This is a genomic window from Pontibaca methylaminivorans (assembly GCF_900156525.1).
Taxonomy (GTDB): domain Bacteria; phylum Pseudomonadota; class Alphaproteobacteria; order Rhodobacterales; family Rhodobacteraceae; genus Pontibaca; species Pontibaca methylaminivorans.
In genome coordinates this window covers 936,874-962,580 of sequence record NZ_FTPS01000001.1, presented here as the reverse complement: position 1 = coordinate 962,580, position 25,707 = coordinate 936,874, and the positions used below count along the sequence as shown (strand labels likewise).

Sequence of the window (25,707 nt, the reverse complement as noted above, 5' to 3'; positions counted from 1 at the left end):
GCCCGGGTCATGCGACCACGGCCCGCGACATTCCCCATGTGCGACACATGCAAAACCCGTTTTCCGGGGCGCGGCCCGTGAGCGCGCTCGCGCTTGACCTCGAGGGGGCGGAGGTTCTCCGCCCGGGCGGGGGACTGCAACGCGGGCGGATGTCGATCGCCGATGGCGTGATCCAGAGCGAACGCGCAGGGCGGCGCGTCGATCTTTCCGGATATCTGATCCTGCCCGGCATTGTCGATCTTCATGGCGACGGGTTCGAGCGCCACGTGGCGCCACGCCGGGGCGCGATGAACGACCCCCGCGCCGGCATCGTCGCAACCGAGGCCGAGCTTGCCGCGAACGGCATCACCACGGCCGTGCTGGCGCAGTTCCACAGCTGGGAAGGCGGGCTGCGCAGCCCGGAATTCGCCGCCACCATCCTGCGGGCGATCCACGAGGCCCGCCCCAGGCTTGCAACCGACCTGATCCCGCAGCTGCGTTTCGAGACGCATATGCTCGACGATTTCGAGCGCCTTCCCGACCTGCTTGCCGGTTTCGGAGTGCGCTACCTTGTTTTCAACGATCATCTGCCACATGCGCGCCTCGCGGATGGGCGCCGCCCCGCGCGCCTTGCCGGGCAGGCGCTGAAGGCCGGGCGCAACCCCGAGCGCCATCTTGCCCTGATGCAGGCGCTTCATGCCCGACGTGCCGAGGTGCCGGACGCGCTCGACCGCCTGACGGCGCGGCTGGTGGCGCAGGGGGTGCGGATGGGAAGCCATGACGACGCCGACGCCGCAACGCGCGAGCAATGGCGCCGGCGCGGTGTGCGCATCGCGGAGTTTCCCGAAACCCGCCATGCGGCCGAGGCCGCCCGCACAGGCGGCGATTCCATCGTTCTTGGCGCCCCCAATGTGGTGCGCGGTGCCTCGCACGAGGGCAACGTGAGCGCGCGCGACCTTGTCGCGGCCGGGCTTTGCGATGCGCTGGCGTCGGATTACCACTATCCCTCGCCCCGCCGCGCGGCGCTCCTGCTTGCCGATCTGGGGCTTTGCGGTCTGGAGCAGGCCTGGAGCCTCGTCTCGGCCGGGCCGGCGCGGGTTCTGGGGCTCGGGGACCGGGGCAGCCTCGAGCCGGGGAAACGGGCCGATCTGCTGGTGCTGGATCGCGAAACGCGCCGGGTCGCGGCGGTGATGGCGGGGGGCGTCCTCACGTATCTTTCAGGTCCGGTCGGCGCGCGCTTCTTCGCCGGCGCCTGACACCTGGCTCAGAACCAGTCGGTCAGGCCGACCACCAGCGCAAACACGAGCAGCAGGCCCCAGGGACGCCAGAGCAGGGCAACGGCGCGGTCGATATCCGCCGCGCCGATCTCGCGCCGCCCGCCGCCGTTCACCCAGGGCAGGTCGCGCTTCTGCCCGTCATAGCTGCGCGGCCCGGCGAGCGCGACGCCAAGCGCGCGCGCCATCGCCGCCTCGGGCCAGCCGGCATTGGGCGAGCGCTGCACACCCGCATCTGCGGCGATGGCGCGCCAGTGCCGCAGTTGCCCCGACAGGGCGGCCAGCATGAACCCCGTCAGCCGGGCAGGGATCAGGTTCAGCAGATCGTCAAGCCGCGCCGCCGCCCAGCCGAACCGCTCGAAACGCTCGTTGCGATAGCCGATCATGCTGTCGGCCGTGTTCACCGCCTTGTAGAGCAGCATTCCCGGCAAGCCGCCGATCAGGAACCAGAAGGCCGGCGCCACGATTCCGTCGGAAAGGTTTTCGGCCGCGCTTTCGATGGCCGCGCGGGCAACCTCTGCATCATCCATGGCGCTGCAGTCGCGGCTCACGATTCGCGCAACCATGGTGCGCCCCTCCGCGGTCGAGCGCCGCAGCGCCGCGCTCACGTCCTGCACGTGCTGAACCAGCGAGCGCTGCGCCAGCAGGATCGCGGCGGCCAGCGCCTCGACCACTGGCCCGGCCTGCGCGATCAGCAGCCCGGCAAGCACCGCCCCCGCGCCAAGCGCCGCCACCGCGAGGACACCTTTGCCGCGCCGCCCCGCGCCGCGGTTCAGCGCCCGTTCGAGCGCCCCGACCAGCCGCCCGAGCAGCACCGCCGGATGCGGCACGCGGCTCCAGAGCCAGGCCGGTTCTCCGAACATGGCGTCGAGAATCAGCGCAAGGAACAGCGGCAGGCCGGTGCTCATCGCGGCACCGGCGGCAGGGGGCGCGGAACGGGGCGGACAGGCGGCATGGCAGCGAACTCCGGCTAACAATCCCGTGCGGTTCAAGCGGATCGTAAACCGATCTGCAATAGCCCGATGAAAGCGGCAGAGCCGTTTACCTAGCTTGAGAAATGATTAGCGATTATCTCCGCCTCACCATATAAGGTGAGAGAGAGCCGGCAGTCAGACGGCCGTGACCCGGGTGATGTGATGCAGGTCCTGATCGTCGAAAGCGAGCCCGAACTTGGGCGGCTGTGGCAACGCCACCTGGAGCGGCAGGGCGCGCTGGTGACGCTTGTCCACGATCAGGAAGCGGCGATTCTGGCGCTGTGCCGCAGCGATTTCGAAATCATCGTGCTCGACCTCGTGCTTGGCGACGGCAGCGCGCTCGCGATTTCGGATTTCGCCAGCTACCGCCGCCCCGAGGCGCGGGTGATCTTCGTCACCAACACCAGCTTCTTTTCCGACGGCTCGATCTTTGCCCACAGCGCCAACGCCTGTGCCTATGTCCAGAGCCGCACCCCGCCCGAGGATCTGGCGGCCATGGTGGAACATTACGCGACCCAGCGCTGAATGCCGCAGGCATCGCGCGGGGCGGCGGAAATCTGCGGGCGCTTGCATCGAATCTCTTGATTCCATGGCGCCATGGGCCATCCTTTCATTTGTCTGCGATCATGATCTGCCAAATGGGGGGAGCAGCATGACCACCTATCTGCCCGAGGAGCTGCAGGAGCGGCTCCACGCCGCCCGGCGTGCCGGGCTCAAGAAGAAAAGCCGCCTGCGCGTGCAGGCCGACGGCGCAAGCTATCCGGTGCTGCGGCTCTGGCGCAACGGTTTCGCGGTAGAGGATGAAACCACGCCGCCGCTGCGCGGCCTCGTGGAACTGCTGGAGGGCGCGCGCCCGATCTATCAGTGCCTCGTCATCGCCGCCGAGGCCGAAGACGGCGAGATGCGCTATGAATTCAAGCGCAGCACCGCCGTGTCCGATCACGCCCCCGCGGATTTCTGCCGCGCCGAAGAGGCCCCGGCGGGGCTCCTGACGCGAGGGTAAGAACAGGCCCGGCTATGGGTTGTCCGTGCCCGCCGGGCAGGGTCATTGCAGGTCGGCGAAAGCCTCCTGCAGCCGGGCGGCGGCTTCCTCGATCCGCCGGCGCGGCATGGCGATGTTGAAGCGCAGGAAATTTCCGCCTCCCGCACCGAAGGACTCGCCGTGATTGGCGGCGATGCGCGCGCCTTTTTCGACCCGGGCAATGAACTCGGCCGGCGCCATCCCGGTGCCCGAGAAATCCACCCAGGACAGATAGGTCGCCTCGAGCGGCATCGACGCAAGCCCCGGAACCGCATTGACGGCCGCGTCAAAAACCTGCCGGTTGCCGTCGAGATAGCGCATCAGCCCGTCAACCCACTCAGCCCCTTCGGGCGAATAGGCGGCGATGGTCGCGACCTGGCCGGGAGAATTCGGCGAGATCGCGAGCGCCTCCATCCGCGCGGCGAAACGCGCCCGCAGGCCGGGGTCGGGGATGATCACGTTGCCGCTGTGCAGCCCGGCGATGTTGAAGGTCTTGGAGGGCGCGGTCAGCATGAGCAGGCGCTCTTCGATCTCGGGCGCGGCATTCGCCATCGGCAGGTGGACATGGCCCGGATAGACCAGATCGTGATGAACCTCGTCCGAGATCAGGATCAGGTCGTGACGGCGGGCGAAATCGGCAAGCCCCCGCAATTCCTCGCGCGTCCAGACCCGCCCGCCGGGATTGTGGGGCGAGCAGAGAATCACCATGCGCTCCGACCCGTCCATGGCCGCATCGGCCGCGGCGAAATCCATCTCGTAACGCCCGGCGTCGTTGATCAGCGGACATTCGACCACCCGTCGCCCGGCGCTCCTGATGGCACGGGCAAAAGCGTGATAGACCGGCGTGAACAGCACCACCCCGTCGCCCGGTTCGGTGTAGGCATCAAGACACAGCGCCACCCCGGCGACGAGCCCGGTGGTGGTGAAGATCGACTCCGGCGCGACCTGCCAGCCATGGCGGTGCTTCATCCACCAGCAGATCGCCTCGCGGTAGCGCGTATCGAGATCGGGATAGCCGAGGATGCCGTGATCGACCTGTTCGCGCAGCGCCCGCTGCACCACCCCGGCCATGTGGAAATCCATGTCCGCAACCCACATCGCTAGGCCATCATCAGCGGGCACGCCATAGCGCGCCTCCATCTGGTCCCATTTGATGCAATGGCTGCCGCGCCGCTCGATCGGAGTGTCGAAATCCATGGTCTGTTCCTTCCGCTTCCGGGCGCGAAGCTAACGCAGGCCCGCGGCGGGGCAAAGGGGCGTTGAAGGCTGCGCGGCGATCTCTTAAATCAACCCCATGATACGCCCCATCCTGATCCACCCGGACCCGCGCCTGAAAAAGCTCTGTGCGCCGGTTGCCGATCTTGACGACGAGCTGCGCCGGCTTGCCGACGAGATGCTTGAAACCATGTATGACGCGCCGGGCATCGGGCTTGCCGCGCCGCAGGTCGGGGTGCTTTCGCGGCTGATCGTTCTGGACTGCGTGAAGGAAGAGGGCGCGGAGCCGCGCCCGCTGATCATGTTCAACCCAGAGGTGACGGCCACGTCCGAGGAAACGAGCGTGTACGAGGAAGGCTGCCTTTCGATCCCCGAGCAATATGCCGAGATCACCCGCCCGGCCGAGGTCGAGGTGACATGGATCGACCGCGACGGGCGCGAGCGGAGGGCCGGTTTCGACGGGCTTTGGGCGACCTGCGTCCAGCACGAGATCGACCACCTGAACGGGCGGCTGTTCATCGACTACCTGACGCCGATGCGGCGGCAGATGATCACCCGCAAGATGCAGAAGCTGAAGCGTGAACAGGCCCGTGCCTGAACGGGCCCGCGCCGGGGCAGGCGGCTGATGCGCGTCATCTTCATGGGGACGCCCGATTTCTCCGTGCCGGCGCTCGATGCGCTGGCGGAGGACGGGCACGAGATCGTTGCCGTCTATTGCCAGCCGCCCCGCCCGGCCGGCCGCGGCAAGCGCGACCGCAAGAGCCCGGTGCATGAGCGTGCCGAGGTGCTCGGGCTTTGCGTGCGCCATCCCCCGTCGCTGAAGGACGCCACCGTCCAGCATGATTTCGTCGCGCTGGGCGCCGATGTGGCGGTGGTTGTGGCCTATGGGTTGCTCCTGCCGCCCGAACTGCTGGCCGCGCCGGCGTTCGGGTGTCTCAATATCCACGCAAGCCTTCTGCCGCGCTGGCGGGGGGCCGCGCCGATTCATCGCGCGATCATGGCCGGCGACAGCGAAACCGGCGTTTCCATCATGCAGATGGAGGCGGGGCTCGATACCGGACCTGTCCTGCTGACCGAGGCAGTGCCGATCCGTGCGGATGACACGACCGGCAGCCTGCATGACCGGCTGGCCGCGCTCGGGGCGCGGCTGATCGTGACGGCGCTGGCCGGGCTCGACCGGCTTGTGCCGATGGCGCAGCCCGAGGCGAGCGTCACCTATGCCGAAAAGATCGACAAGGCCGAGGCCCGCGTGGACTGGACCCGGCCGGCCGACGAGGTCGGGCAGCGGATCCGCGGGCTGTCGCCGTTCCCGGGCGCCTGGTGCATGATCGGGGAACAGCGGGTCAAGCTGCTTGCGGCGCATGTTTCGGATCACGCGCAACGCGGCGCGGCGCCGGGCGAGGTGCTGGCGGGGGGCGACGAACTGATCGTCGCTTGCGGGAGCGGCGCGCTTGCGCTGACCCGGCTGCAACGTGCCGGGAAGGGGCCGCAGGCAGCCGGGGATTTCCTGCGCGGCTTTCCGGTGGCGCCCGGCGCGCGGCTCTGACCCCGCAGGCAAGGGAGCGTTGCGGTCGCATTTCCTATCTCCGGCGCCGCAAACCCGCTTGACGCCGCCCGGGGGCTACGGGGCAGACTGTCCGGCATGAGAGCCTGCATGAGAGCGACGAATCCGGGGAGGGCCCGATGACGGGGGATCCGCTGTTGCAGCCGTTCCGGCTGAAGCATCTGACGCTCAGGAACCGGATCATGACCACCGCGCATGAGCCCGCCTATGCCGAGGGCGGCCTGCCGATGGAGCGTTACATCGCCTATCACGCCGAACGCGCGCGGGGTGGCATCGCCCTTGCCATGACGGCGGGATCGACCTCGGTCAGCCGCGACAGCCCGCCGGCCTTCAACAATATCCTGGCCTATCGCGACGAGGTGGTGCCCTGGATCCGCCGGCTTGCGGATGCCTGTCACGAGCACGGCGCGGCGGTGATGATCCAGCTTACGCATCTGGGGCGGCGCACGCGCTGGGACACCGGCGACTGGCTGCCCTCGCTGTCCCCGTCCCGCCACCGCGAACCCGCGCATCGCGCCTTTCCCAAGTTGATCGAGGATTGGGACATGGAGCGCATCAAGGCCGATTTCGCGGACGCGGCCGAGCGCATGCAGCAGGGCGGCATGGACGGCATCGAAATCGAAGCCTACGGCCACCTGCTCGATCAGTTCTGGTCGCCGCTGACCAACGATCTGGACGGTGCTTACGGCGGTGATGCGCTTGACAACCGGATGCGGTTTTCGGTCGAGGTTCTGGAAGCGATCCGCGCCCGTGTGGGAAAGGATTTCATCGTCGGCATCCGCCATGTGGCGGACGAGGCCGCGCCGGGCGGGATCGACGCGGCCGAGGGGCTCGAGATCGTCCGCCGCCTGTCCGCATCGGGGCTGGTCGATTTCCTGAACGTGATTCGCGGGCGCATCCATACCGATCCGGCCCTGACGGAGGTGATCCCGATCCAGGGGATGAAAAGCGCCCCGCATCTGGACTTTGCCGGCCGGATCCGGCGCGAGACGGCCCTGCCGGTGTTCCATGCCGCGCGGATTCAGGATGTGGCGACCGCGCGCCACGCGGTGGGCGAGGGGCTGCTTGACATGGTGGGCATGACGCGGGCCCATATCGCCGACCCCCATATCGTCGCGAAGATCATCGGCGGGCATGAAGCGGACATCCGCCCCTGTGTCGGCGCGAATTACTGTCTCGACCGCATCTATCAGGGGGGCGAGGCGCTTTGCATCCATAATGCCGCGACGGGGCGGGAGCTGTCGCTTCCGCATGTGATCGGCCCGGCGTCCGACCCTTTGCGCATCGTCATTGTGGGCGCCGGGCCCGGCGGGCTCGAGGCGGCGCGGGTCGCGGCCTGCCGGGGGCATGAGGTGACCGTGTTCGAGGCCGCGCCCGCGCCGGGCGGCCAGGTGCGGCTGCTGGCGCAGAGCCCGCGCCGGCGCGAGATGATCGGCATCATCGACTGGCGCATGGAGCAATGCACCGCACGGGACGTGGAGTTCCGCTTTTCCACCTGGGCGGAAGCGGATGACGTGACCGCCTGCGCCCCGGACGTGGTGATTGTGGCGACGGGCGGGATGCCGCAGACGCGGCTGTTCGAGCAGCGCAGCGAGCAGGCGGAGCTTGTCACCTGCTGGGATATCATCGCCGGCGACGTGAAACCGGCGGGCGATGTGCTGATCCATGACGAAAGCGGCGATCCGCCCGCGCTTCAGGCCGCCGAAATCGCGGCAGAGGCCGGGGCGCGGGTCGAACTGATGACCCCCGACCGCACGCTTGCGCCCGAGGTGATGGGGATGAACCTCGTACCCTACATGCGGGCGCTGCAGGGGCGGGAGGTGCGTTTCACGCTCGGGCGCCGCCTGCTGGGGGTTGCGCGGGCCGGCAACCGGATCGAGGCGGTGATCGGCAGCGACTATGGCGGCGCGGTCGAGCGGGCCACCTATGACATGGTGGTGCTGAATTACGGCACGCAGCCGCTGGACGAGCTGTATTTCGAGCTGAAGCCGCTGTCCGTGAACGGCGGCGCGGTGGATCACGAGGCACTGCTTTCGGGCCGGGCGCAGCGGATGGTCCGGAACCCGGAGGGCACTTTCCGGCTGTTCCGCATCGGCGATGCCGTGTCCTCGCGCAATATCCATGCCGCGATCCATGATGCGCTGCGACTCATGCAGGCGATCTGACGGCGTCATCTGCCGGCTTGCCGTTGACAGTTGCCGGGCCTGCCTGTAAGCGCGGACCACTTGGTGTTGGTGGCCCCCGCAAGGGGATTCCTGTCAGGTTCCGCACGCTGCCGCGTCACGTGATGCAAGTGGATCACATGGTGCTGTCGGCCCGCGCGGTGCCAGAGGACAACGCCCTTCACTCCCGTGCCGGATGCACGGGACCATATTGAAGGAGATCAGCCGTGACCAGACGCACGTCTGCCAAATACAAGATCGATCGCCGCATGGGCGAAAACATCTGGGGACGCCCCAAGTCCCCGGTGAACCGCCGCGAATACGGCCCCGGCCAGCACGGGCAGCGCCGCCGCGGCAAGATGAGCGACTTCGGCACCCAGCTGCGCGCGAAGCAGAAGCTCAAGGGATATTACGGCGACGTGCCGGAAAAGCAGTTCCGCCGCATCTTTGCCGAGGCCGAGCGCATGCGCGGCGACACCGGTGAAAACCTGATCGGCCTGCTGGAGCGGCGCCTGGACGCGGTGGTCTATCGCGCCAAGTTCGTGCCGACCATCTTTGCCGCCCGCCAGTTCGTGAACCACGGCCATGTTCTGGTGAACGGGCAGCGCGTCAATATCGCCTCCTACCGGGTGAGCGAGGGCGACGTGATCGAGGTGCGCGAAAAGTCCAGGCAGCTTGCCGTGCTGCTCGAGGCGGTGCAACTCGCCGAGCGCGACGTGCCGGATTACGTCGAGGCGGACCACAGCAAGATGACCGCGCGGTTCGTGCGCACGCCTTCGCTGGGCGACGTGCCCTATGCGGCGATCATGGAGCCGCATCTGGTCGTCGAATTCTACGCCAAGAACTGATCGGGGAACCGGTCGCGCCACCCCTCGCGGGGATGGAGACAGCAACAGGGTCATGCCGGCGCATGGCCCTGTTTTTTTCCGCCATGACGATTGTGGCGTGGCTGGCGGGGGCGCTGCCCCCGCACCCCCGGGATATTTCCGGCCAGAAGAAGGCGTGGAATGCGGAAACTGCAGGGGATGGCGGAGTGCGGGCCCTAGACCGAGGTGCAGATGTATTTCAGTTCAAGATATTCGTCGATGCCGTGATGGCTGCCTTCGCGCCCGAGGCCGGATTGCTTGATGCCGCCGAAAGGGGCGAGCTCGGTGCTGATGAGGCCGGTGTTGATGCCGACGATCCCGTATTCGAGGGCTTCGGCCACCCGTGTCACCCGCCCGAGGTCGCGGGCGTAGAAATATGAGGCGAGGCCGAAGATCGTGTCATTGGCGAGCGCGATCACCTCGTCTTCGTCCCTGAAGCGGAAGATCGGGGCGAGCGGGCCGAAGATTTCCTCCTGCGCGAACAGCATGTCGGAGGTGGCGCCGGTGAGGATGGTGGGGGGGAAGAAGCTGCCGGAGGTGTCGGCGGTGTCCCCGCCCAGGATCACTTCGCCACCCTTTTCCCGGGCATCGGCGATGTGGCCCTGCAGCTTTTCGACCGCCGCCCTGTCGATCAGCGGGCCGAGGTCGACCCCCGGGTCGAGCCCGTCGCCGATCCTGAGTTCTGCGACCCGGGCCGTCAGCCGTTCCACGAAGCTGTCGTGGATGCCCTCCTGCACATAGATCCGGTTGGCGCAGACACAGGTCTGACCGCTGGCGCGGAACTTGCAGAGGATCGCCCCCTCGACCGCGGCATCGACGTCGGCATCGTCGAAGACGATGAAGGGGGCATTGCCGCCAAGCTCCATCGAGCATTTCTTGACCTGTTCCGCCGCCTGGCGCAGCAGGATGCGCCCGACCTCGGTGCTGCCTGTGAAGCTCAGTTTGCGCACGGATGGGTTGCGGCAGAATTCCTTGCCGATCTCGCCGGCGGCGGAGGAGGTCACGACGTTGAAGATCCCGGCCGGGATGCCGGCGCGGTCGGCCAGAACGGCCATGGCAAGGGCCGACAGCGGGGTCGCGCCTGCGGGCCGGGCGATGAAGGAACAGCCGGCGGCCAGCGCCGGCGCGGCCTTGCGCGCGATCATCGCGTTCGGGAAATTCCAGGGCGTGATCGCGGCGGCGACGCCGATCGGCTGGCGGATCACCGAGATGCGCTTGTCACGCGCATGGGCGGGCAGGATCTCGCCGCGGATGCGCTTGGCCTCTTCGGCGAAGAATTCGACGAAACCGGCGCCATAGGCGATTTCTCCTTTCGCCTCGGCAAGGGGTTTGCCCTGTTCGGCGGTGAGAATCGTGGCGAGATCGTCCTGGTGGCGCGTCATGAGGTCGAACCAGCGGCGCAGCGCCGAGGCGCGCTCCTTTCCGGTCCAGCGCGCCCATTCCTTCTGTGCCGCCTCGGCCTGGGCGATGGCGCCCGCAACCTGGCTGCGGCTCAGGTCGGCGACGCGGGCGATGACATCGCCGCGGGCCGGGTTCTGCACGTCGAAGCGGCCGTCGTCGCCTTCGACCCATTGCCCGTCGATATAGGCGCAGTCCGCCAGCAGGTCGGGGTCGGCGAGCAGCGCGGCGAGATCGGTGGTTCTTGCGATCATGGGGGTTCTCTCGTGGACTGTTCTCAAGGTATGGCTTTGGCGCCGCCGGGCAAGGAGGATTCCCGGGCCCTGCGCCCGGGGCCGCTCAGTCGAACAGGTCGCCGCCCTGCAGGAGGTCCAGCGCGGTGGCCTCGGGAATGGTCAGGAATTCGGCAAGCACCGCCGCGTTGGCCGCGACCGAGGCGGTTTCGCTGATGCGCCCGTGGCGGGCGAAGCCGGCGTCGCGTATCAGGTCGGCCTCGTCATTGATGGCGTTGCGGATCGTCGGCAACAGCCGGTCGAGCGCCTCGGCATCGGTCTGTTCGCCGGCTAGCCCGATGCGTTTTGCGTGGCCGCTCAGGAAATCGTCGGAATAGAGGCATTCGATCTCGAGCAGGCGGGTGACGGAGCGGTCGGAAAAGAAATCATGCATGAGATCGAGACTGGCCGTATCCATGCAGATGACGAGCCGGTCGGTCCCGAACCAGTCGAACAGCATCCGCATCAATGCGCGGCGGTGGCGGGTGCGTTTCTCGAGCGTCTTCTGGATGCCGCCGAGGTCGGGCAGGGGGGTGGTTTCCTCGTTGAAGAGGTAATCGACCGCCGGCAGGCCGGCCGTTGTGCGGATCCGCCCCACCAGGCGCTTGGCCACATGCCATTTCTTGCAGGCGATGATCATCAGTTCCCGCTCGCGCCCGAGCGAGCTTTCGGTTTCCCAGAACCGGGGGGCGAAGCGGCGCCCCATGCGGCCGCGCCCGGTCAGGAAACGATAGATGCTGGTTCCCTCGTTCGAGATCTGGAACGCCGCGTCGCGTGCGGCATAGAGCGTCCCGAGCCGTTCGTGCAGGTCATGCGCCTCGGGGCTGATCTTGCGGGCGAAGAGATAATCCTGGGACAGCAGCAGGTTATAGTGATCGTTGTAGAAGGTGACCGGCATCCCGTAGTCGGAAAACATCAGGAAGGTGAGGGTGCGGCTGCGGATCTCCTCCTCGGGCACCAGGTGATGCACGAGGGTCTGGAAGAAGGTCTCGTCCGGGATCCAGGTGGTGCGGAAGAAGCGCATCACGTCGCGGCGCTCCTGCGTCATGGCGATGATTCTTTCGACCGTGCGGCGCCGCAGGCACCACCACTGGCTTCCGATCCGGATATCGAGATCGGCCGGGATCCGCCGCCGCAGGCCGAGCGCCTGCTGCAGCGCGAGCGAGGCATAGAACAGGCGCTTGTGGCGGCGTTCGTTGAGGAAATGGCGGTAGATCAGCCGTTCCTCGCGGATGCCGGTCTTGATCCAGTCGCTTTCGAAGAAGTCGAAGCTTTCGATGAAGTCGGCATCAATGTCGTCAAGGAAGCGATGGGCGTATTGCGCCGACTTGATCGCCATGCAGTCGCCCGAGAGCATGTAGACATGCGTGGCGCGGGGGAAGGCGTCGAGCGCGGCGGCGGTGGCCCGCAGCGTCGCCTCGACCAGCGACCATTCGCCCCAGCCGCATTTCACGGGCCGGCGCACGAAGCTCACGTTCGGATCACCGTCGAGCGCGGCCCGGATGCGGCGGTAATCGGACCGGCTGGCGCGGGCATCGAAATGGATCGCCATGCAGTCGCCGGCGGCGGTCAGCTGCCGGGCCCGGCGGATGACGGTATCGGGATCCTTGTGGCAGAGCAGGATATAGGCAATTCGAGCCATGGAAAAAAACGACACTGTTCAACGACACACAGGGGCTTGATAGTGCCCATGGCCGATTGAATAAACCGGCTTTCTCTGCTTTCTCTCGATTGGAGCGGTGCGCCTGTGCTGTGGCGCCGCACAAGGAGTGCAGTATGAATTTTCCCGGTACCTGGATGACCGAAAGCGGCAGCGTCGTTTATCGGGTCGTGCCGAAATGCGCCTGTTCGACCATCGGCCAGATTCTCTATTATTCGGATCACGGCCGGTTCTTCGACGGGGATATCCACGACGCCGACACGGGCCTGCACAAATGGGCCTTCGAAACCAGCCAGGAGCCGATCCGGCGCAATGTGCTGGGGCACGAGAGCTACAGCTTTACCTGTGTGCGCAACCCCTATACGCGGATCCTTTCGTCGTTCTTCGACAAGATCTGCGGTATCCAGCGCAACGGGCGGCGCTATCGCGGCAATCTGGTGCCGTCACTGATCTATAATTACGGGATCGAGGTCGGCGGCGAGGACGGGCAGGAGGAGTTCGACCAGATCCGCTCGTTCCGCCGCTTTCTGCTGTTTGCCCGTGACACGATCCGCTTCCGCCGCCCGATGGAGCCCGATATCCACTGGTCGGCAATGTCGGGCCATGTGGGCACGTTCATCGCCAATGGCGGCACCTATGACCGCGTGATCTGGACCGAAGCCTTCGAGGAGGGCATGACGCAGGTGCTGGCCAATATGGAGATGCGCCACCCGGTCGATCTGGCGGCGGTTCCGCGCTTCAACGAAAGCGAGGGCCACGGGCCGACGCGTGCCCATCCGGTCGAGGCGTATTTCGACGACCTTTCGATGCATCTGGTTTACGAGATCTACAAGCAGGATTTCGAGCTGTTCCGTTACGATGCCGGAAATCCGGGCAACAAGATGCCGGTGGGCGAGATCGACCTTGAGGAACTCCACGCCAAGCTTGGCGCCTGATTGCGGCGGCGGGGGGCCTCCGGCGGGGATATTTAGAGCCAGAAGAAGGCTTTGGCGCGGGATTTGCCGCCCTGGCCTTCGGCTAGAGGAGGCGGGCGACGACGTAATCCGCTAGATCGTGGAGAATGTGGCGCACCGGATGGTCGGGGAGCGTGCGGAGCGCGTCGCGCGCGCGTTCGGCCCAGCGAAGGGCGTCCTCGCGGGTCGCGGCAAGGGCGCCGTGACGCTCCATCAGCGCAAGTGCGGTGTCGATGTCGCCCTCTTCCTGCCGGCTGGTCTCGATCACCCGTTTCCAGAAGCTGCGTTCTTCGGGGCTTGCGGCGGCGATCGCCTTGATCAGGGGAAGGGTGAGTTTCCGGTCGCGGAAATCGTCGCCGATGTTCTTGCCGGTGGCGCTGCTGTTACCCTGGTAGTCGAGCAGGTCGTCCGCGATCTGGAAGGCGATGCCGAGGGCGTCGCCGTATTCGAACAGCGCGCGGGCGTGGTCCTCCGGCGCGCCGGCGATCACCGCGCCCGATTCGGTCGCGGCCGAGAACAGCGCCGCGGTCTTGCCGCGGACGATCTGGAGATAGGTATCCTCGCCGGTGGCGAGATCGCGCGCGGCGGAAAGCTGCAGCACCTCGCCTTCGGCGATGGTGGCGGCGGCGTTCGAAAGGATCCCGAGCACGCGCAGGTTCCCGGGCTCGACCATGAGCTGGAAGCTGCGGGCGAACAGGTAGTCGCCGACCAGCACGCTCGACTTGTTGTCCCAGAGCAGGTTCGCGGTGGGGCGGCCCCGGCGCTGGGCGCTTTCATCGACCACGTCGTCGTGCAGCAGCGTCGCGGTATGGATGAATTCGACCGTTGCGGCGAGGTGGACATGCCAGGGCCCCTCGTAGCCGCAGATCCGGGCCGCGGCGAGAGTCAGCATGGGCCGCAGCCGCTTGCCGCCGGCCTCGACCAGGTGGGCGGTCACTTCGGGGATGCGCGGCGCATGGCGCGACACCATCCGCTTGCGGATCAGGGTGCTGACCGCTTCCATGTCGCTGCCGAGTTCGGCGGCGAGACGGTCAAGCGGCGTCGGAGAGAGAATACTGTCCATCATGCGTCCGTTTCCCGGCTCGACATTTCGGCTGACTTGCCCTTACATCCTGAAGTCATGAAGGAACTTCTGCGCAGCACCGATCCGACGGTCATGGCCTTTGCATCCGTTCTCCTTCGGGGCGAGGATATAGACTGCTTTGAATTCGACGTAAACATGAGCATCCTCGAAGGTGGCATCGGAATTCTGCCCCGGCGCATGATGGTGCGCGAGGCCGATTTCGACCGCGCGCTTTCGGTGCTGCGCGACAATGACATCCTGCCCGCCGGATGATGATCGAAAGTTTTGCCGAGGACGCGCTGAGCCGTGATGGTTTCCTTGGCGGCCGGCTGCGGCTGCGGCAGCCGTGCAAGGGCTATCGCGCGGGGGCTGATCCGGTCCTGCTGGCGGCCAGCATCCCGGCGCGGAGCGGAGAGCGGGTGCTTGACCTCGGCTGCGGGGCCGGGGCGGCGATGCTGTGCCTTGGGGCGCGCGTTCCGGATCTCTGCCTTGTCGGGGTCGAGATCCAGCCGGCCTATGCCGCGCTTGCGCGACGCAATGCCGCAGAAAACGGCATTCCCGCCATGGTCCATGTCGCTGACCTTTCGGCCCTGCCCGCGCCGCTGCGGCAGGCGGAGTTCGACCATGTGATCGCCAATCCGCCGTATTTCAGGGCAGGTGCCCACAGCCGTGCGCGCGACGAGGGGCGGGCGCTGGCGCTCGGCGGCGGGGAGGAGCTTGGCGCCTGGGTCGCGGCGGCGGCACGGCGGCTGGCGGCGCGGGGCTGTTTCCACGTGATCCAGCGGGTTGCGCGGCTGCCCGAACTGCTTGCGGCCTGTGCGCAGGCGCGGCTCGGGTCGGTCGAACTGCTGCCGCTTTCGGCGCGCGCGGGGCGGGAGCCCGAACTGGCCATCCTGCGGGCCCGCAAGGGCGGACGGGCGGCATTCCGCCAGCATTGGCCGCTCGTACTGCACGAGGGCACGCACCGCACGAGCCGCGAGGATTACCGCCCGGACATCGCGGCGGTGCTGCGGGACGGCGCGCCGTTGCCCTGGCCGGCATGAGGACCCGCGGCGGGATTCATACGTTGTCAGCCATGTGATCCGGATCGCTGGTGACAGACTCGGGAAGATGTGTTCAACTGAGTCTGCATCTGGTTCAGAAGGAGGTTTGCCATGAGCCTGAACGCGCATCTGACGGAACTGAAGCGTAAGCATCGCCTGCTGAGCAACGAGGTCGAGCAGGCCGAACGATCGCCGGGCACGGATGGGCTGTATGTGACTGAACTCAAGAAGCAAAAGCTGAAGCTCAAGGAAGAGATCGAGCGCCTGTCCCACTAGGACGGCCGCCAGATCAATCCCGCCGGCGGGCGCGGGCCGCGACCACGGCGCCGGCGGTTATCAGCAGCGCGGCGACAGCCAGCGTCCACGAGGCGCTGGCAACGCCCGCGAGAACCAGAATGAGCGTGGACAGCAGCGGCGCCGCATAGGAACTGGTGCCGAGAAGCTGAATATCCCCGCGTTTCACCCCCACATCCCAGAGATAGAACGCAAGCCCGACCGGGCCGAGCCCGAGGCCGAGCGTGGCAAGCCACCCGGTTGCGCCGTCGGGCCAGCGGGTCGGCTCGAAGACGAGATGCAGCAGCAGCGACAGCAATGCGCTCAGCAGGCAGAACACCGCGACCGAACTGGTCGGCGCATGGCCGACGAGCCGCGAAAGCACCGAGTAACCCGACCAGGTGAGAGCGCAGAGCAGCGCGAGCCCATAGCCCGGCAGATATTGCGCCCTGAAGCCGAGATCACCGGCGCCGGTCAGGATCAGCGCCGCCCCGGCAAAGCTGAGCAGGGCACCCGCAAGATGCCCGGGACGCAGGGATTCGCCGGGCAGCAGGCCCGAGAACAGCACGATCAGCAGCGGCCAGAGATAGGCAATGAGTCCGGCCTCGGCCGCCGGGGCAAGCCGCAGGGCCGAGAAATAGAGCGCGTGGTAGCCAAACAGCCCGAGCGTGCCGAAGACATAGACCCGCCATGACACCCGGCGCAGCTCGGCCAGCGAATTGGTGGCGCGGCACCAGAGGATGCCGATCGTCCCGCCGATCGCAAAGCAGATTGCGTTCAGCAGGAGCGGCGGCACCGGGGCCGACCAGACGGTGAGCAGCGCCAGCAGCGACCAGAGCAGGACCGCTCCGAAGCCGATCATGGTGGCGCGCTGTTGCTCCATCGAAAGCCCCGCAGCAAAAGGACCGGCCTGGGATGGCCGGCCCTGATTGAACCTGTCGCGTTCCGGCGCGGATCAGACGAAGAACTGCGCGCCGTTCGCGCTGATGGTCGAGCCGTTGATGAAGCCCGCGTCATCAGAGGCGAGGAACACCACGCAACGGGCGATTTCCTCGGGTTCGCCAAGGCGCCCGGCCGGAATCTGCGCGATGATGCTTTCGCGGACCTTTTCCGGAACCGCCATCACCATGTCGGTGGCGATATAGCCCGGGCAGACCGCGTTGGCGGTGATGCCGGCGCGCGCGCCTTCCTGGGCAAGCGACTTCACGATCCCGAGATCGCCGGCCTTGGTCGCCGCATAGTTGACCTGGGCGAACTGTCCCTTCTGCCCGTTGATCGAGCTGATGACGATGACGCGGCCGAACTTGCGCTCGCGCATGCCGGGCCAGACGGGGTGAACGGTGTTGAAGACACCGGTCAGGTTGGTGTCGACGACATCCTTCCACTGCTCCGGGGTCATCTTGTGGAACGGCGCGTCGCGGGTGATGCCGGCATTCGCCACCACGATGTCGATCTGGCCGACCTCGGCTTCGACCTTTTCGATCCCGGCCTTGCTTTCATCGTAGTCGGCGACGTTCCATTTGTAGGTCTTGATGCCGGTTTCGCTGGTAAATGCAGCAGCGGCCTCGTCATTGCCGGCATAGGTGGCCGCTACGTTGTAGCCGGCTGCCTTCAATGCCTTCGAGATCGCCGCACCGATGCCGCGGCTGCCGCCGGTGACGAGTGCTGTTCGTGCCATGTTACTCTCCAGGTAAGGGTCAGGGATTCGCAAGGACGTTACCGACACGCCCAGGGATGCGCAACAATGTTGCGGGCACCTTGCCTGCCCGATCCGGGGCGCGGGGCCCCGGATCGGACGGACAGATGCCGGTCTCGGTCGGGATCAGGGGCGCTCGACGCACAGGGCGATGCCCATGCCGCCGCCGATGCAGAGCGTGGCGAGGCCGCGCTTGGCGTTGCGCCGCTTCAGTTCGAACAGCAGCGTGTTCAGGATGCGCGCGCCCGAGGCGCCGATCGGGTGCCCGATGGCGATCGAACCGCCGTTCACATTCACGATCTCGGGATCCCAGCCCATGTCCTTGTTGACGGCGCAGGCCTGCGCGGCAAAGGCTTCGTTGGCTTCGACCAGGTCGAGGTCCGAGGCTTTCCAGCCGGCCTTTTCCAGCGCCTTGCGGCTGGCACCGATCGGACCGACGCCCATGATCGAGGGGTCGAGCCCGACCGTGGCGTAGGACACGATCCGCGCCAGCGGTTCGATCCCGCGCTTTTCGGCGTTGTCGGCACTCATCAGCAGCACTCCGGCCGCGCCGTCGTTGATGCCGCTGGCGTTGCCGGCAGTGACGGTGCCTTCCTTGGTGAAGGCCGGGCGCAGCTTCTGCATGGCCTCGATATTGGCGCCGTGACGGATATATTCGTCGCTTTCCATCACCACGTCGCCCTTGCGGGTCTTGATGGTGAAGGGGACGATCTCGTCCTTGAACTTGCCGGCGCTCTGGGCGGCTTCGGCCTTGTTCTGGCTGGCGACGGCGAATTCGTCCTGCTGTTCGCGGCTGATTTGCCACTGGCCGGCCACGTTCTCGGCGGTGTTGCCCATGTGATAGCCGTTGAAAGCGTCCCAGAGCCCGTCGCGAATCATCGTGTCGATATATTTCAGGTCGCCCATCTTCTGGCCCTGCCGCAGATTGGCGGCATGGGGGGCCATCGACATGTTTTCCTGCCCGCCGGCGGCGACGATTTCGGCATCGCCAAGCTGGATGTGCTGGGCGGCCAGCGCGATCGAGCGCAGCCCCGAGCCGCAGACCTGATTGACCAGCCAGGCGGCGCTTTCCTGCGGCAGGCCGGCCTTGATATGCGCCTGGCGCGCCGGGTTCTGCCCCTGCGCCGCGGTCAGCACCTGCCCGAGGATGGTCTCGCTGACTTCGGATTTGTCGATGCCGGCGCGTGCGACCACCGCTTCGAGCATCGCCGCGCCAAGGTCATGGGCGGGGGTATTGGCGAAACTGCCGAGGAAACTTCCGACCCCGGTTCGGGCTGCGGAAGCGATAACTACGTTCGTCATGAAGATTGTCCTTCTGCCGGCTGAGATCGAAAGATGCAGGCGCTGATGCGCTGATCGCAATTTCCTGATTACTGGAATGCCGCGAGGTCAGCAACCGAAAGGGCGCCGCAGGGCAGAGGGCACGCCGCGGCATGACCCGATCCGGCATGACAAGACCCGGCACGTCCCAGGACGCACCGGGATCGCGGCCCCCGAGAGGGCGCTCACTGGTGAAGCGGGTCAGGAATTGGGGTGGGGTTCCACCAGCCGCAGGATCGCCGCCCGCAGCAGGGTAAAGACGATGCCGCCGAGCCCGGCCAGCAGGAACAGGTAGCCGAGCGGGATCAGGAAGAAGGGTTCGCGCAGATACCCCTGCGCATCCACGGTCGAACTGATCGACGCATAGGCGGTGGCGCAGCCCATCCCCATCAGCGTGACAACGACGAATGTCAGCAATCTCGGAAACATCGGCCCCTCGTGCTTTCCTTGTCAGAATGACCGTGGGTATCCGGGATTCGGGCGTGTTCGTTCAATGAAAAACGCTGGGGGCCGCGCCGGTGAGCAGAACTCCGCCGAATCCGGCACAACTGCGAACAACGCATGAGCAGGCGCGGCGGTTCCGGCGCGTCGCCGCCGGAAGTGCGCCCGCCTCCTCTGGCCGCGTCATTCGTCCGCGTCGTCGAGCAACGCGGAAATGATCGCCTGCGCGCTTTCGGAATTCCACTCGGCATCGCCGGTCAGGCGCGCGATTTCCTCGCCCTCGGGGTTCAGGATCACCGTCACCGGCAGGCCGAGAACTCCCATGTCGCGCGACACGGCCTGGTTCGGATCCTGATGGCCGGGCAGGTTGTCGACGCCGATCTCGCCAAAGAATTTCCGAATGGCCGGGGTCGAGTTGTTGGGCCCGCTGGCGAGGGTCAGAACCTCGAAATCATTGCCGCCAAAGGCATCCTGCAGGGCGGCAAGCTCGGGCATTTCCTTGCGGCAGGGCGCGCACCACGTGGCCCAGAAGTTCAGCAGCACCCATTTGCCCTGCCAGTCGGCAAGCGTCGCCTCGCCACCGTCATCGGCCAGCGTGAAGGTCTTTTCCGAGACCGGCTTGGGGCTGTCGTGCAGGACCAGCTTTTTCATGTCGCCTTCGCGCAGGCCGGCCAGCATGGCGGTGTCGGCAAGCGCAGCATTTGCACCGAGCGCAAGCGCAATATAAAGGGTCAGAAGTCGAAACAGGCGCATTCCATTCTCCCGGGGGCAGAACATGGCAGAAAAAACCTCGAACCAGATGTGGGGGGGCCGTTTCGCCGCAGGCCCGGACGCGATCATGGAAAAGATCAACGCCTCGATCGACTATGACCAGCGGATGGCGGCCCAGGACATCGCGGGCTCGAAGGCCCATGCGGCGATGCTCGCCGCGACGGGCATCATCAGCGATAGCGACGCCGACGCGATAAGGGAAGGGTTGGTCACGGTCTTGTCAGAGATCGAGGCGGGCCGATTCGCCTTTTCCGCCGCGCTCGAGGACATCCACATGAACGTCGAGGCGCGGCTGCGCGAGTTGATCGGCGAACCGGCCGGGCGGCTGCACACGGCGCGGTCGCGCAACGACCAGGTGGCGACCGATTTCCGGCTCTGGGTGCGCGACCAGCTCGACGCGGCGGATGCGGGGCTTGTCGCGCTCATCCGCGCGCTGCTGACCCAGGCCGAGGCCGGGGCCGACTGGGTGATGCCCGGCTTTACCCATCTGCAGGTGGCACAGCCGGTCACCTGGGGGCATCACATGATGGCCTATGTCGAGATGTTCGGCCGGGATCTGTCGCGGATGCGCGATGCGCGGGCGCGGATGAACGAATCCCCGCTCGGCGCGGCCGCCCTGGCCGGCACTTCCTTTCCCATCGACCGCGACATGACCGCGCGCGCGCTCGGTTTTGTGCGGCCGGCGGCAAACAGCCTTGATGCGGTGAGCGATCGCGATTTCGCGCTCGAATTCCTGTCCGCCGCCAGCATCTGCGCCATGCATCTGTCGCGCCTGTCCGAGGAACTCGTGATCTGGTCGAGCGCGCAGTTCCGCTTTGTCGCGCTGTCGGACCGGTTCTCGACCGGTTCGAGCATCATGCCGCAGAAGAAGAACCCGGATGCGGCGGAGCTGATCCGTGCGAAAATCGGGCGCATCTTTGGCGCCAATACGGCGCTCATGATGGTGATGAAGGGGCTGCCGCTCGCCTATTCCAAGGACATGCAGGAAGACAAGGAACAGGTCTTTGACGCCGCCGATTCGCTCATGCTGGCGCTGGCGGCGATGGATGGCATGGTGCGCGACATGAGCGCGAATCGCGAATCGCTGGCGACGGCGGCGGGGGCCGGGTTTTCCACCGCGACCGACCTTGCCGACTGGCTGGTGCGGGTGCCCGGCCTGCCGTTCCGCGAGGCGCATCACGTCACCGGTGCGCTGGTGGCGCTGGCCGAAAAGAGGGGGTGCGACCTGCCCGATCTTTCGCTTGCGGACATGCGCGCGGTCCACGGCGGCATAGACGACACCGTGTTCGAGGTGCTCGGCGTTGAGAACTCGGTCAATTCGCGGCTGTCCTACGGCGGAACGGCGCCGGTGCGGGTGCGCGAGCAGATCGCGCGCTGGCGCGAGCGCCTCGGTTGAGCGCATGATGCGGCAGGAGGCCATGCCATGAACAAGCTCGTCCTGCTGGTGCTTGCCGCGCTTGCGCTTGCCGCCTGCGGGGTGGATGGCGAGCCGGTGCGCCCGAGCGTGGGCGCGGGGGTCGGCATCTCTTCGGGCGGGCGCATCCATACCGGCGGCAGCATCGGGCTGCATCGCTCGCCGGTGTCGCTGCATCTCGGCGTCTGATGTCGCATCTGCGCCGGGCGTATCTGGCGCTGGCGCTGCTCGGCGCGCTGCCGCCGCTCTACCGCTTTCTGCGGCTTGCGTCGGGCCATGACCTGCAGATGTTGAACTGGGCATGGCCGCGGGGGCCGTTTGGGGCCGATTTCGTGATGCTCGGGCTTGTGCTTGCGCTCTGGTGCGGTGCCGAGGTCGCGGTGCGCCGCAACTGGGAGGCGCTCACGGCCATTCCGGTGCTGATCCTGTTCGGGCCCGGCGCGGCGCTGCCGCTTTACCTGTTCCTGCGCACACGCCCGCCGCGTGATTCCGTTTGATCCGCCGCGGGCTTTCTCTTAACTCCGGCTCATGGATCATTTTCTGTATCAGAACGGCGCGCTTCATGCCGAGGACGTGCCCGTTGCCGAGATCGCGGCCGAGATCGGCACGCCGTTCTACCTGTATTCGACGGCGACGCTGCTGCGCCATTACCGCCTGTTCGAAGAGGCGCTTTCCGGCACCGACCACCTTGTCTGCTATGCGGTCAAGGCGGCCAGCAATATCGCGATTCTCAAGACGCTGGGCGATGCCGGGGCGGGGATGGACGTGGTCAGCCAGGGCGAATATCTGCGCGCCCGCGCCGCCGGTGTTCCGGGCGAACGGATCGTGTTTTCGGGCGTCGGCAAGACCGCTGATGAAATGCGCGTGGCCCTTGCCGGGGGAATCCGCCAGTTCAACCTGGAATCGGAACCCGAGATGGAGGCGCTGAACGCCGTCGCGCTCGAGATGGGCAAGGTGGCGCCGGTCACGGTGCGGGTGAACCCCGATGTGGATGCGCGCACCCATGCCAAGATCTCGACCGGCAAGGCGGAAAACAAGTTCGGCATTCCGATCGCGCGCGCCAGCGCCGTCTATGCCCGGGCCGCCGCGCTCAAGGGGCTCGATGTGGTCGGGATCGACGTGCATATCGGCAGCCAGCTGACCGATCTTGCCCCTTTCGAGCAGGCCTATGCCAAGGTCGCCGCGCTGGCCCGCAAGCTGCGCGCCGAGGGGCATGACATCCGCCGGCTCGACCTCGGCGGGGGGCTCGGCATTCCCTATGACCGCACCAACGAGGCGCCGCCGCTGCCGGTCGAATATGGGGCCATGGTCAAGCGCGTGGTCGGGGATCTCGGCTGCGAAATCCAGATCGAGCCCGGACGCCTTATTGCCGGCAATGCGGGCATCATGGTCTCGCGCGTGATCTATCTGAAACAGGGCGAGGGGCGCGATTTCCTGATCGTGGACGCGGCGATGAACGACCTCGTGCGCCCGGCCATGTATGACGCCCTGCACGAGATCGTCCCCGTGACCGAGCCCCGCCCCGGGATCGAGCGCGCCCCCCTCGACGTGGTCGGCCCGGTCTGCGAAACCGGCGATACATTCGCGCGCGCCGTGCCGTTGCCGCCGCTGGCGGCGGGCGATCTGGTCGCCTTCCGCAGTGCCGGGGCCTATGGGGCGGTCATGGCCAGCGAATACAATTCGCGCCCGCTCATCCCCGAGGTGCTGGTCAAAGGTGATCGCTTCGCCGTGATCCGCGCGCGCCCGAGCTTTGACGAAATGCTGAAACGCGATACCATGCCCGCGTGGCTGTAGGCCCCGGCGCTTCCTCGCCGGGTGCGGAACCGCAAGCAGCCGGACGGAGAAAGCTGATGGCCGATCCGGGCAACGCATCCACCAGCCTGCATTCCCTGCGCCGGGTGATTGCCCTCACCCGGGCCGGAATGGTGGCCGAGCGGCTTTTGCGGGCCTTCTGGCCGCTGATGACGCTTGTCATGGCGCTGCTCGGGGCGGTGATGCTCGGCGTTCTCGACCACCTGCCCGGCCGGATTGCCTTGGGGGCGGGTGCGGTGCTTCTGTTCGCCGCCTTTCTCCATGGCCTGCGCCGCCTGCGCTGGCCGGCGCGGGCCGAGGCGCTTTCGCGGCTGGATGCGACGCTGCCCGGGCGGCCCATCGCGGCGCTTATGGATGCGCAGGCGATCGGCGGCGGCGACAGCGGGTCGGAGGCGCTCTGGCAGGCGCACCGCCGACGCATGGCCGCGCGCGCCGTCTCGGCCCGGGCGGTGCGCCCGGACCTGCGGCTTTCGCGGCAGGATCCTTTCGCGCTGCGTTTCATGGCGCTGCTGGTCCTGCTGCTCGGGGTCGCGCTCGGCACGCCGGGGCGGATCAATGATACGGGTTTTCTGAACGCAGGTGGCGGCAATGCGGTCGCGGGCGGCCCGGCATGGGAAGGCTGGATCGAGCCGCCGCGATATACCGGGCGCCCGGCGCTTTACCTTGCGGACCAGAAGGGCCCCGAGCTCGTGCTGCCCGAAGGCAGCCGGATCCTGCTTCGGTTCTATGGCGATCCCGGGGCGCTGAGCCTCGCCGAATCCGTCTCGGGTGGCGCAGAAACGGGCGATGCAACCGCCCCGGAAATCACCGTCGTGCAGGGTGGAGAACTGGCCGTCGAAGGGCCGCAGGGGCAAAGCTGGCAGGTGCGGATGATCCCCGACCACGCCCCGCAGGTCACGATCGACGGCCCGCCGCGCGACGGGGCCGGGGGGGCCATGGCCCTGGCGTTCACGGCCCGGGACGATTACGGCGTGACCGGGGGCGAGGCGCGGATCGAGCTTGACCTCGATGCGGTCGAGCGCCGCCACGGGCTTGCCGCCGATCCCGAGCCGCAGGCGCCGGTCATCCTGCCGCTGCCGCTCCCGATCAGCGGCGGGCGGGCCGAGTTCACCGAAACCCTGGTCGAGGATCTCTCGCGCCATCTGTTCGCGCATCTGCCGGTCACGATCACCCTGCGCGTCCGGGATGCGGCCGGCAACAGCGGCGAAAGCGCGCCGCTTTCGACCCGTCTGCCGGGGCGGCGTTTCTTTGATCCGATGGCCGCCGCACTGGCCGAGCAGCGCCGCGACCTGTTGTGGAACCGCGAAAACGCCCCGCGCGTCGCGCAGATCCTGCGCGCCGTGTCGCACCGCCCCGATGACGATCTGTTCCCCTCGCCGGCGAGCTACCTGCGCCTGCGCGCCGTGCTGCACCGGCTTGAAACCGCGATGGGCGGGGGGCTTGACGATTCCGGGCGCGACAGCATCGCGGCGGCGCTCTGGGATCTGGCGGTCATGATCGAGGAGGGCGAGCTTGGCGATGTGCTCGAGCGGCTGAACCGGGCGCGCGAGCGGTTGAGCGAGGCGATGAAGAACGGCGCCTCGGATCGCGAGATCGCGGATCTGATGCAGGACCTGCGCGATGCGACGCGGGACTACCTGCGCCAGTTGGCCGAGCAGGACAGCGATGATGGCGAACAACTCAGCGAAGAAGACAGCCTGCGGATGGAAGAGGGTGACCTGCAGGCGATGATGGACCGTATCCAGGAATTGATGGAACAGGGGCGCATGGCCGAGGCCGAACAGGCGCTGCAGGATCTGCAGCGGCTCATGGAAAACATGCGTGTGAGCCGTGCGCCGGGCGATGGAACCGGCGGGCAGGGCGCGATGGAGGGGCTGGCAGAGACGCTGCGCGATCAGCAGCGCCTGTCGGACCGTGCCTTCCGCGATTTCCAGGACCGTTTCGATCCGCGCGGCGAGCGGGGCGAAACGGGCAGCGGGCGGGAGGGCGAAAGCGACGCGCGCGGCGGGCTGGCCGACGAACAGCGCGACTTGCGCGAACGCCTTGGCGGCCAGCGCAACGACATGCCGGCGCAGCGGCGCGGCGAAGGTGGCGAGGAAGACGGGGAGGGCGAGAGCGCGGGCGATGCGCTCGGGCGCGCGGAGCAGGCCATGCGCGAAGCCGAAGAGGCGCTGCGGAGCGAGGATTTCGGCCGCGCGATCGACCGCCAGTCCGAGGCGATGGAAGCCCTGCGGGAGGGGATGCGCGCGCTTGACGACAACCGAAACGCCCGCTCGGGAGAGCAGGATCCGCAAGAGGGCGGCGAGGCAGGCGGAGAACGGCGTGCAAACCGTGATCCGCTTGGCCGCGACATCGGTGGGCGCGGCGCGGCGAACAGCGACCGGCCGATGCTCGGGCGCGAGAACCTTTACGATCGGGCGCGCGAGCTTCTTGACGAAATCCGTCGCCGCTCGGGCGAGGGAGAGCGCCCGAAGGCCGAGCGGGATTATCTCGACCGGCTGCTGGATCAGTTCTGACGGGAGATTCCGGTGATTGC

General features: G+C 67.2%; 26 protein-coding genes. 16 read left to right on the top strand and 10 right to left on the bottom strand.

Annotated elements, in window-relative coordinates; genetic code table 11:
• Positions 1 to 47 precede the first annotated feature (47 nt).
• The gene (locus B0B01_RS04670) at positions 48 to 1,235 is read left to right on the top strand and encodes an alpha-D-ribose 1-methylphosphonate 5-triphosphate diphosphatase (protein ID WP_234967704.1); all 1,188 of its coding nucleotides are present in this window, start codon (positions 48 to 50) and stop codon (positions 1,233 to 1,235) included.
• Positions 1,236 to 1,243: 8 nt separating this feature from the next.
• On the opposite strand, the gene cbiB is transcribed toward B0B01_RS04670, so the two are convergent.
• Positions 1,244 to 2,161, bottom strand: coding sequence for an adenosylcobinamide-phosphate synthase CbiB (cbiB, locus tag B0B01_RS04665; protein ID WP_076648087.1), 918 nt, complete (start codon positions 2,159 to 2,161; stop codon positions 1,244 to 1,246).
• Positions 2,162 to 2,389: 228 nt separating this feature from the next.
• Between cbiB and B0B01_RS04660 the strand changes: the two genes are divergently transcribed.
• Positions 2,390 to 2,752, top strand: coding sequence for a response regulator transcription factor (locus tag B0B01_RS04660; protein ID WP_076648084.1), 363 nt, complete (start codon positions 2,390 to 2,392; stop codon positions 2,750 to 2,752).
• Between the two features lie 127 nt (positions 2,753 to 2,879).
• On the top strand, positions 2,880 to 3,230 hold the full coding sequence (locus B0B01_RS04655; protein ID WP_076650053.1) for a hypothetical protein: 351 nt from the start codon (positions 2,880 to 2,882) through the stop codon (positions 3,228 to 3,230).
• Positions 3,231 to 3,272: 42 nt separating this feature from the next.
• Here B0B01_RS04655 and B0B01_RS04650 read toward each other — a convergent pair whose 3' ends face one another.
• On the bottom strand, positions 3,273 to 4,445 hold the full coding sequence (locus tag B0B01_RS04650; protein ID WP_076648080.1) for a MalY/PatB family protein: 1,173 nt from the start codon (positions 4,443 to 4,445) through the stop codon (positions 3,273 to 3,275).
• A gap of 97 nt (positions 4,446 to 4,542) precedes the next feature.
• On the opposite strand from B0B01_RS04650, the gene def reads away from it, so the two are divergent.
• From def to rpsD, 4 genes are all read left to right on the top strand, one after another.
• On the top strand, positions 4,543 to 5,061 hold the full coding sequence (gene def / locus B0B01_RS04645; RefSeq protein ID WP_076648077.1) for a peptide deformylase: 519 nt from the start codon (positions 4,543 to 4,545) through the stop codon (positions 5,059 to 5,061).
• A 27-nt stretch (positions 5,062 to 5,088) separates the two neighbouring features.
• A complete protein-coding gene (gene fmt, locus B0B01_RS04640; RefSeq protein WP_076648072.1) occupies positions 5,089 to 6,009 on the top strand; it encodes a methionyl-tRNA formyltransferase in 921 nt (306 codons plus the stop codon).
• Between the two features lie 137 nt (positions 6,010 to 6,146).
• Positions 6,147 to 8,192, top strand: a complete 2,046-nt coding sequence (locus B0B01_RS04635) for an oxidoreductase (RefSeq protein WP_076648069.1) — start codon at positions 6,147 to 6,149, stop codon at positions 8,190 to 8,192.
• 224 nt (positions 8,193 to 8,416) lie between these two features.
• Entirely contained in the window at positions 8,417 to 9,037 is a 621-nt protein-coding gene (rpsD, locus tag B0B01_RS04630; RefSeq protein WP_076648066.1) for a 30S ribosomal protein S4, read from the top strand.
• A gap of 194 nt (positions 9,038 to 9,231) precedes the next feature.
• On the opposite strand, the gene B0B01_RS04625 is transcribed toward rpsD, so the two are convergent.
• On the bottom strand, positions 9,232 to 10,707 hold the full coding sequence (locus B0B01_RS04625; RefSeq protein WP_076648063.1) for an NAD-dependent succinate-semialdehyde dehydrogenase: 1,476 nt from the start codon (positions 10,705 to 10,707) through the stop codon (positions 9,232 to 9,234).
• Between the two features lie 85 nt (positions 10,708 to 10,792).
• Positions 10,793 to 12,367 (bottom strand): DUF5928 domain-containing protein, encoded by a 1,575-nt coding sequence (locus B0B01_RS04620; RefSeq protein WP_076648061.1) that lies wholly within the window; start codon positions 12,365 to 12,367, stop codon positions 10,793 to 10,795.
• Positions 12,368 to 12,501: 134 nt separating this feature from the next.
• Between B0B01_RS04620 and B0B01_RS04615 the strand changes: the two genes are divergently transcribed.
• Complete coding sequence (locus B0B01_RS04615) at positions 12,502 to 13,320, top strand: sulfotransferase family protein (protein WP_076648058.1); 819 nt, start codon at positions 12,502 to 12,504, stop codon at positions 13,318 to 13,320.
• An 82-nt stretch (positions 13,321 to 13,402) separates the two neighbouring features.
• Here B0B01_RS04615 and B0B01_RS04610 read toward each other — a convergent pair whose 3' ends face one another.
• A complete protein-coding gene (locus tag B0B01_RS04610) occupies positions 13,403 to 14,401 on the bottom strand; it encodes a polyprenyl synthetase family protein (RefSeq protein WP_143733058.1) in 999 nt (332 codons plus the stop codon).
• 57 nt (positions 14,402 to 14,458) lie between these two features.
• Here B0B01_RS04610 and B0B01_RS04605 point away from each other — a divergent pair, with 57 nt between their 5' ends.
• The 3 genes from B0B01_RS04605 to B0B01_RS04595 all read left to right on the top strand — a co-directional run bounded on the left by B0B01_RS04605 (position 14,459) and on the right by B0B01_RS04595 (position 15,720).
• Positions 14,459 to 14,674 (top strand): putative signal transducing protein, encoded by a 216-nt coding sequence (locus B0B01_RS04605; RefSeq protein ID WP_076648052.1) that lies wholly within the window; start codon positions 14,459 to 14,461, stop codon positions 14,672 to 14,674.
• Entirely contained in the window at positions 14,671 to 15,444 is a 774-nt protein-coding gene (locus B0B01_RS04600; protein WP_407675220.1) for a tRNA1(Val) (adenine(37)-N6)-methyltransferase, read from the top strand. The genes B0B01_RS04605 and B0B01_RS04600 overlap by 4 nt, the downstream gene beginning before the upstream one ends.
• A gap of 111 nt (positions 15,445 to 15,555) precedes the next feature.
• A complete protein-coding gene (locus tag B0B01_RS04595; RefSeq protein WP_076648049.1) occupies positions 15,556 to 15,720 on the top strand; it encodes a YdcH family protein in 165 nt (54 codons plus the stop codon).
• 13 nt (positions 15,721 to 15,733) lie between these two features.
• Here the strand turns inward: B0B01_RS04595 and yddG are convergent, their stop codons facing one another.
• The 5 genes from yddG to B0B01_RS04570 form a co-directional block, all read right to left on the bottom strand.
• Positions 15,734 to 16,600 carry an aromatic amino acid exporter YddG gene (yddG, locus tag B0B01_RS04590; RefSeq protein WP_076648046.1) on the bottom strand — a complete coding sequence of 289 codons (867 nt, stop codon included), beginning with the start codon at positions 16,598 to 16,600 and terminating at the stop codon, positions 15,734 to 15,736.
• A 72-nt stretch (positions 16,601 to 16,672) separates the two neighbouring features.
• A complete protein-coding gene (gene phbB, locus B0B01_RS04585) occupies positions 16,673 to 17,395 on the bottom strand; it encodes an acetoacetyl-CoA reductase (RefSeq protein WP_076648043.1) in 723 nt (240 codons plus the stop codon).
• Positions 17,396 to 17,539: 144 nt separating this feature from the next.
• On the bottom strand, positions 17,540 to 18,715 hold the full coding sequence (locus B0B01_RS04580) for an acetyl-CoA C-acetyltransferase (protein ID WP_076648039.1): 1,176 nt from the start codon (positions 18,713 to 18,715) through the stop codon (positions 17,540 to 17,542).
• A 219-nt stretch (positions 18,716 to 18,934) separates the two neighbouring features.
• Positions 18,935 to 19,162, bottom strand: a complete 228-nt coding sequence (locus B0B01_RS04575; protein ID WP_143733013.1) for a DUF3955 domain-containing protein — start codon at positions 19,160 to 19,162, stop codon at positions 18,935 to 18,937.
• A 195-nt stretch (positions 19,163 to 19,357) separates the two neighbouring features.
• Entirely contained in the window at positions 19,358 to 19,927 is a 570-nt protein-coding gene (locus B0B01_RS04570; RefSeq protein ID WP_076648036.1) for a TlpA family protein disulfide reductase, read from the bottom strand.
• Positions 19,928 to 19,949: 22 nt separating this feature from the next.
• Between B0B01_RS04570 and argH the strand changes: the two genes are divergently transcribed.
• The 5 genes from argH to B0B01_RS04545 are packed head-to-tail and all read left to right on the top strand — an operon-like array spanning position 19,950 to position 25,687.
• A complete protein-coding gene (gene argH, locus B0B01_RS04565; RefSeq protein ID WP_076648033.1) occupies positions 19,950 to 21,341 on the top strand; it encodes an argininosuccinate lyase in 1,392 nt (463 codons plus the stop codon).
• 27 nt (positions 21,342 to 21,368) lie between these two features.
• Entirely contained in the window at positions 21,369 to 21,548 is a 180-nt protein-coding gene (locus B0B01_RS04560) for a hypothetical protein (protein WP_076648030.1), read from the top strand.
• On the top strand, positions 21,548 to 21,856 hold the full coding sequence (locus tag B0B01_RS04555; protein ID WP_076648027.1) for a DUF2834 domain-containing protein: 309 nt from the start codon (positions 21,548 to 21,550) through the stop codon (positions 21,854 to 21,856). Before B0B01_RS04560 ends, B0B01_RS04555 begins: the two co-directional genes overlap by 1 nt.
• Before the next feature lie 31 nt (positions 21,857 to 21,887).
• Positions 21,888 to 23,153 (top strand): diaminopimelate decarboxylase, encoded by a 1,266-nt coding sequence (lysA, locus tag B0B01_RS04550; protein WP_076648022.1) that lies wholly within the window; start codon positions 21,888 to 21,890, stop codon positions 23,151 to 23,153.
• 56 nt (positions 23,154 to 23,209) lie between these two features.
• Positions 23,210 to 25,687: a TIGR02302 family protein gene (locus B0B01_RS04545; RefSeq protein WP_076648019.1), complete on the top strand. Its 2,478-nt coding sequence runs from the start codon at positions 23,210 to 23,212 to the stop codon at positions 25,685 to 25,687.
• Positions 25,688 to 25,707: the final 20 nt, after the last annotated feature.

Excerpts from the sequence above, each read along its gene's own strand:
- B0B01_RS04670 (WP_234967704.1), top strand. The coding sequence starts at position 48 with ATGCAAAACCCGTTTTCCGGGGCGCGGCCCGTGAGCGCGCTCGCGCTT.
- cbiB (WP_076648087.1), bottom strand. The coding sequence starts at position 2,161 with ATGAGCACCGGCCTGCCGCTGTTCCTTGCGCTGATTCTCGACGCCATG.
- B0B01_RS04660 (WP_076648084.1), top strand. The coding sequence starts at position 2,390 with ATGCAGGTCCTGATCGTCGAAAGCGAGCCCGAACTTGGGCGGCTGTGG.
- B0B01_RS04655 (WP_076650053.1), top strand. The coding sequence starts at position 2,880 with ATGACCACCTATCTGCCCGAGGAGCTGCAGGAGCGGCTCCACGCCGCC.
- B0B01_RS04650 (WP_076648080.1), bottom strand. The coding sequence starts at position 4,445 with ATGGATTTCGACACTCCGATCGAGCGGCGCGGCAGCCATTGCATCAAA.
- def (WP_076648077.1), top strand. The coding sequence starts at position 4,543 with ATGATACGCCCCATCCTGATCCACCCGGACCCGCGCCTGAAAAAGCTC.
- fmt (WP_076648072.1), top strand. The coding sequence starts at position 5,089 with ATGCGCGTCATCTTCATGGGGACGCCCGATTTCTCCGTGCCGGCGCTC.
- B0B01_RS04635 (WP_076648069.1), top strand. The coding sequence starts at position 6,147 with ATGACGGGGGATCCGCTGTTGCAGCCGTTCCGGCTGAAGCATCTGACG.
- B0B01_RS04625 (WP_076648063.1), bottom strand. The coding sequence starts at position 10,707 with ATGATCGCAAGAACCACCGATCTCGCCGCGCTGCTCGCCGACCCCGAC.
- B0B01_RS04620 (WP_076648061.1), bottom strand. The coding sequence starts at position 12,367 with ATGGCTCGAATTGCCTATATCCTGCTCTGCCACAAGGATCCCGATACC.
- B0B01_RS04615 (WP_076648058.1), top strand. The coding sequence starts at position 12,502 with ATGAATTTTCCCGGTACCTGGATGACCGAAAGCGGCAGCGTCGTTTAT.
- B0B01_RS04610 (WP_143733058.1), bottom strand. The coding sequence starts at position 14,401 with ATGGACAGTATTCTCTCTCCGACGCCGCTTGACCGTCTCGCCGCCGAA.
- B0B01_RS04605 (WP_076648052.1), top strand. The coding sequence starts at position 14,459 with ATGAAGGAACTTCTGCGCAGCACCGATCCGACGGTCATGGCCTTTGCA.
- B0B01_RS04600 (WP_407675220.1), top strand. The coding sequence starts at position 14,671 with ATGATGATCGAAAGTTTTGCCGAGGACGCGCTGAGCCGTGATGGTTTC.
- B0B01_RS04595 (WP_076648049.1), top strand. The coding sequence starts at position 15,556 with ATGAGCCTGAACGCGCATCTGACGGAACTGAAGCGTAAGCATCGCCTG.
- yddG (WP_076648046.1), bottom strand. The coding sequence starts at position 16,600 with ATGGAGCAACAGCGCGCCACCATGATCGGCTTCGGAGCGGTCCTGCTC.
- phbB (WP_076648043.1), bottom strand. The coding sequence starts at position 17,395 with ATGGCACGAACAGCACTCGTCACCGGCGGCAGCCGCGGCATCGGTGCG.
- B0B01_RS04580 (WP_076648039.1), bottom strand. The coding sequence starts at position 18,715 with ATGACGAACGTAGTTATCGCTTCCGCAGCCCGAACCGGGGTCGGAAGT.
- B0B01_RS04575 (WP_143733013.1), bottom strand. The coding sequence starts at position 19,162 with ATGTTTCCGAGATTGCTGACATTCGTCGTTGTCACGCTGATGGGGATG.
- B0B01_RS04570 (WP_076648036.1), bottom strand. The coding sequence starts at position 19,927 with ATGCGCCTGTTTCGACTTCTGACCCTTTATATTGCGCTTGCGCTCGGT.
- argH (WP_076648033.1), top strand. The coding sequence starts at position 19,950 with ATGGCAGAAAAAACCTCGAACCAGATGTGGGGGGGCCGTTTCGCCGCA.
- B0B01_RS04560 (WP_076648030.1), top strand. The coding sequence starts at position 21,369 with ATGAACAAGCTCGTCCTGCTGGTGCTTGCCGCGCTTGCGCTTGCCGCC.
- B0B01_RS04555 (WP_076648027.1), top strand. The coding sequence starts at position 21,548 with ATGTCGCATCTGCGCCGGGCGTATCTGGCGCTGGCGCTGCTCGGCGCG.
- lysA (WP_076648022.1), top strand. The coding sequence starts at position 21,888 with ATGGATCATTTTCTGTATCAGAACGGCGCGCTTCATGCCGAGGACGTG.
- B0B01_RS04545 (WP_076648019.1), top strand. The coding sequence starts at position 23,210 with ATGGCCGATCCGGGCAACGCATCCACCAGCCTGCATTCCCTGCGCCGG.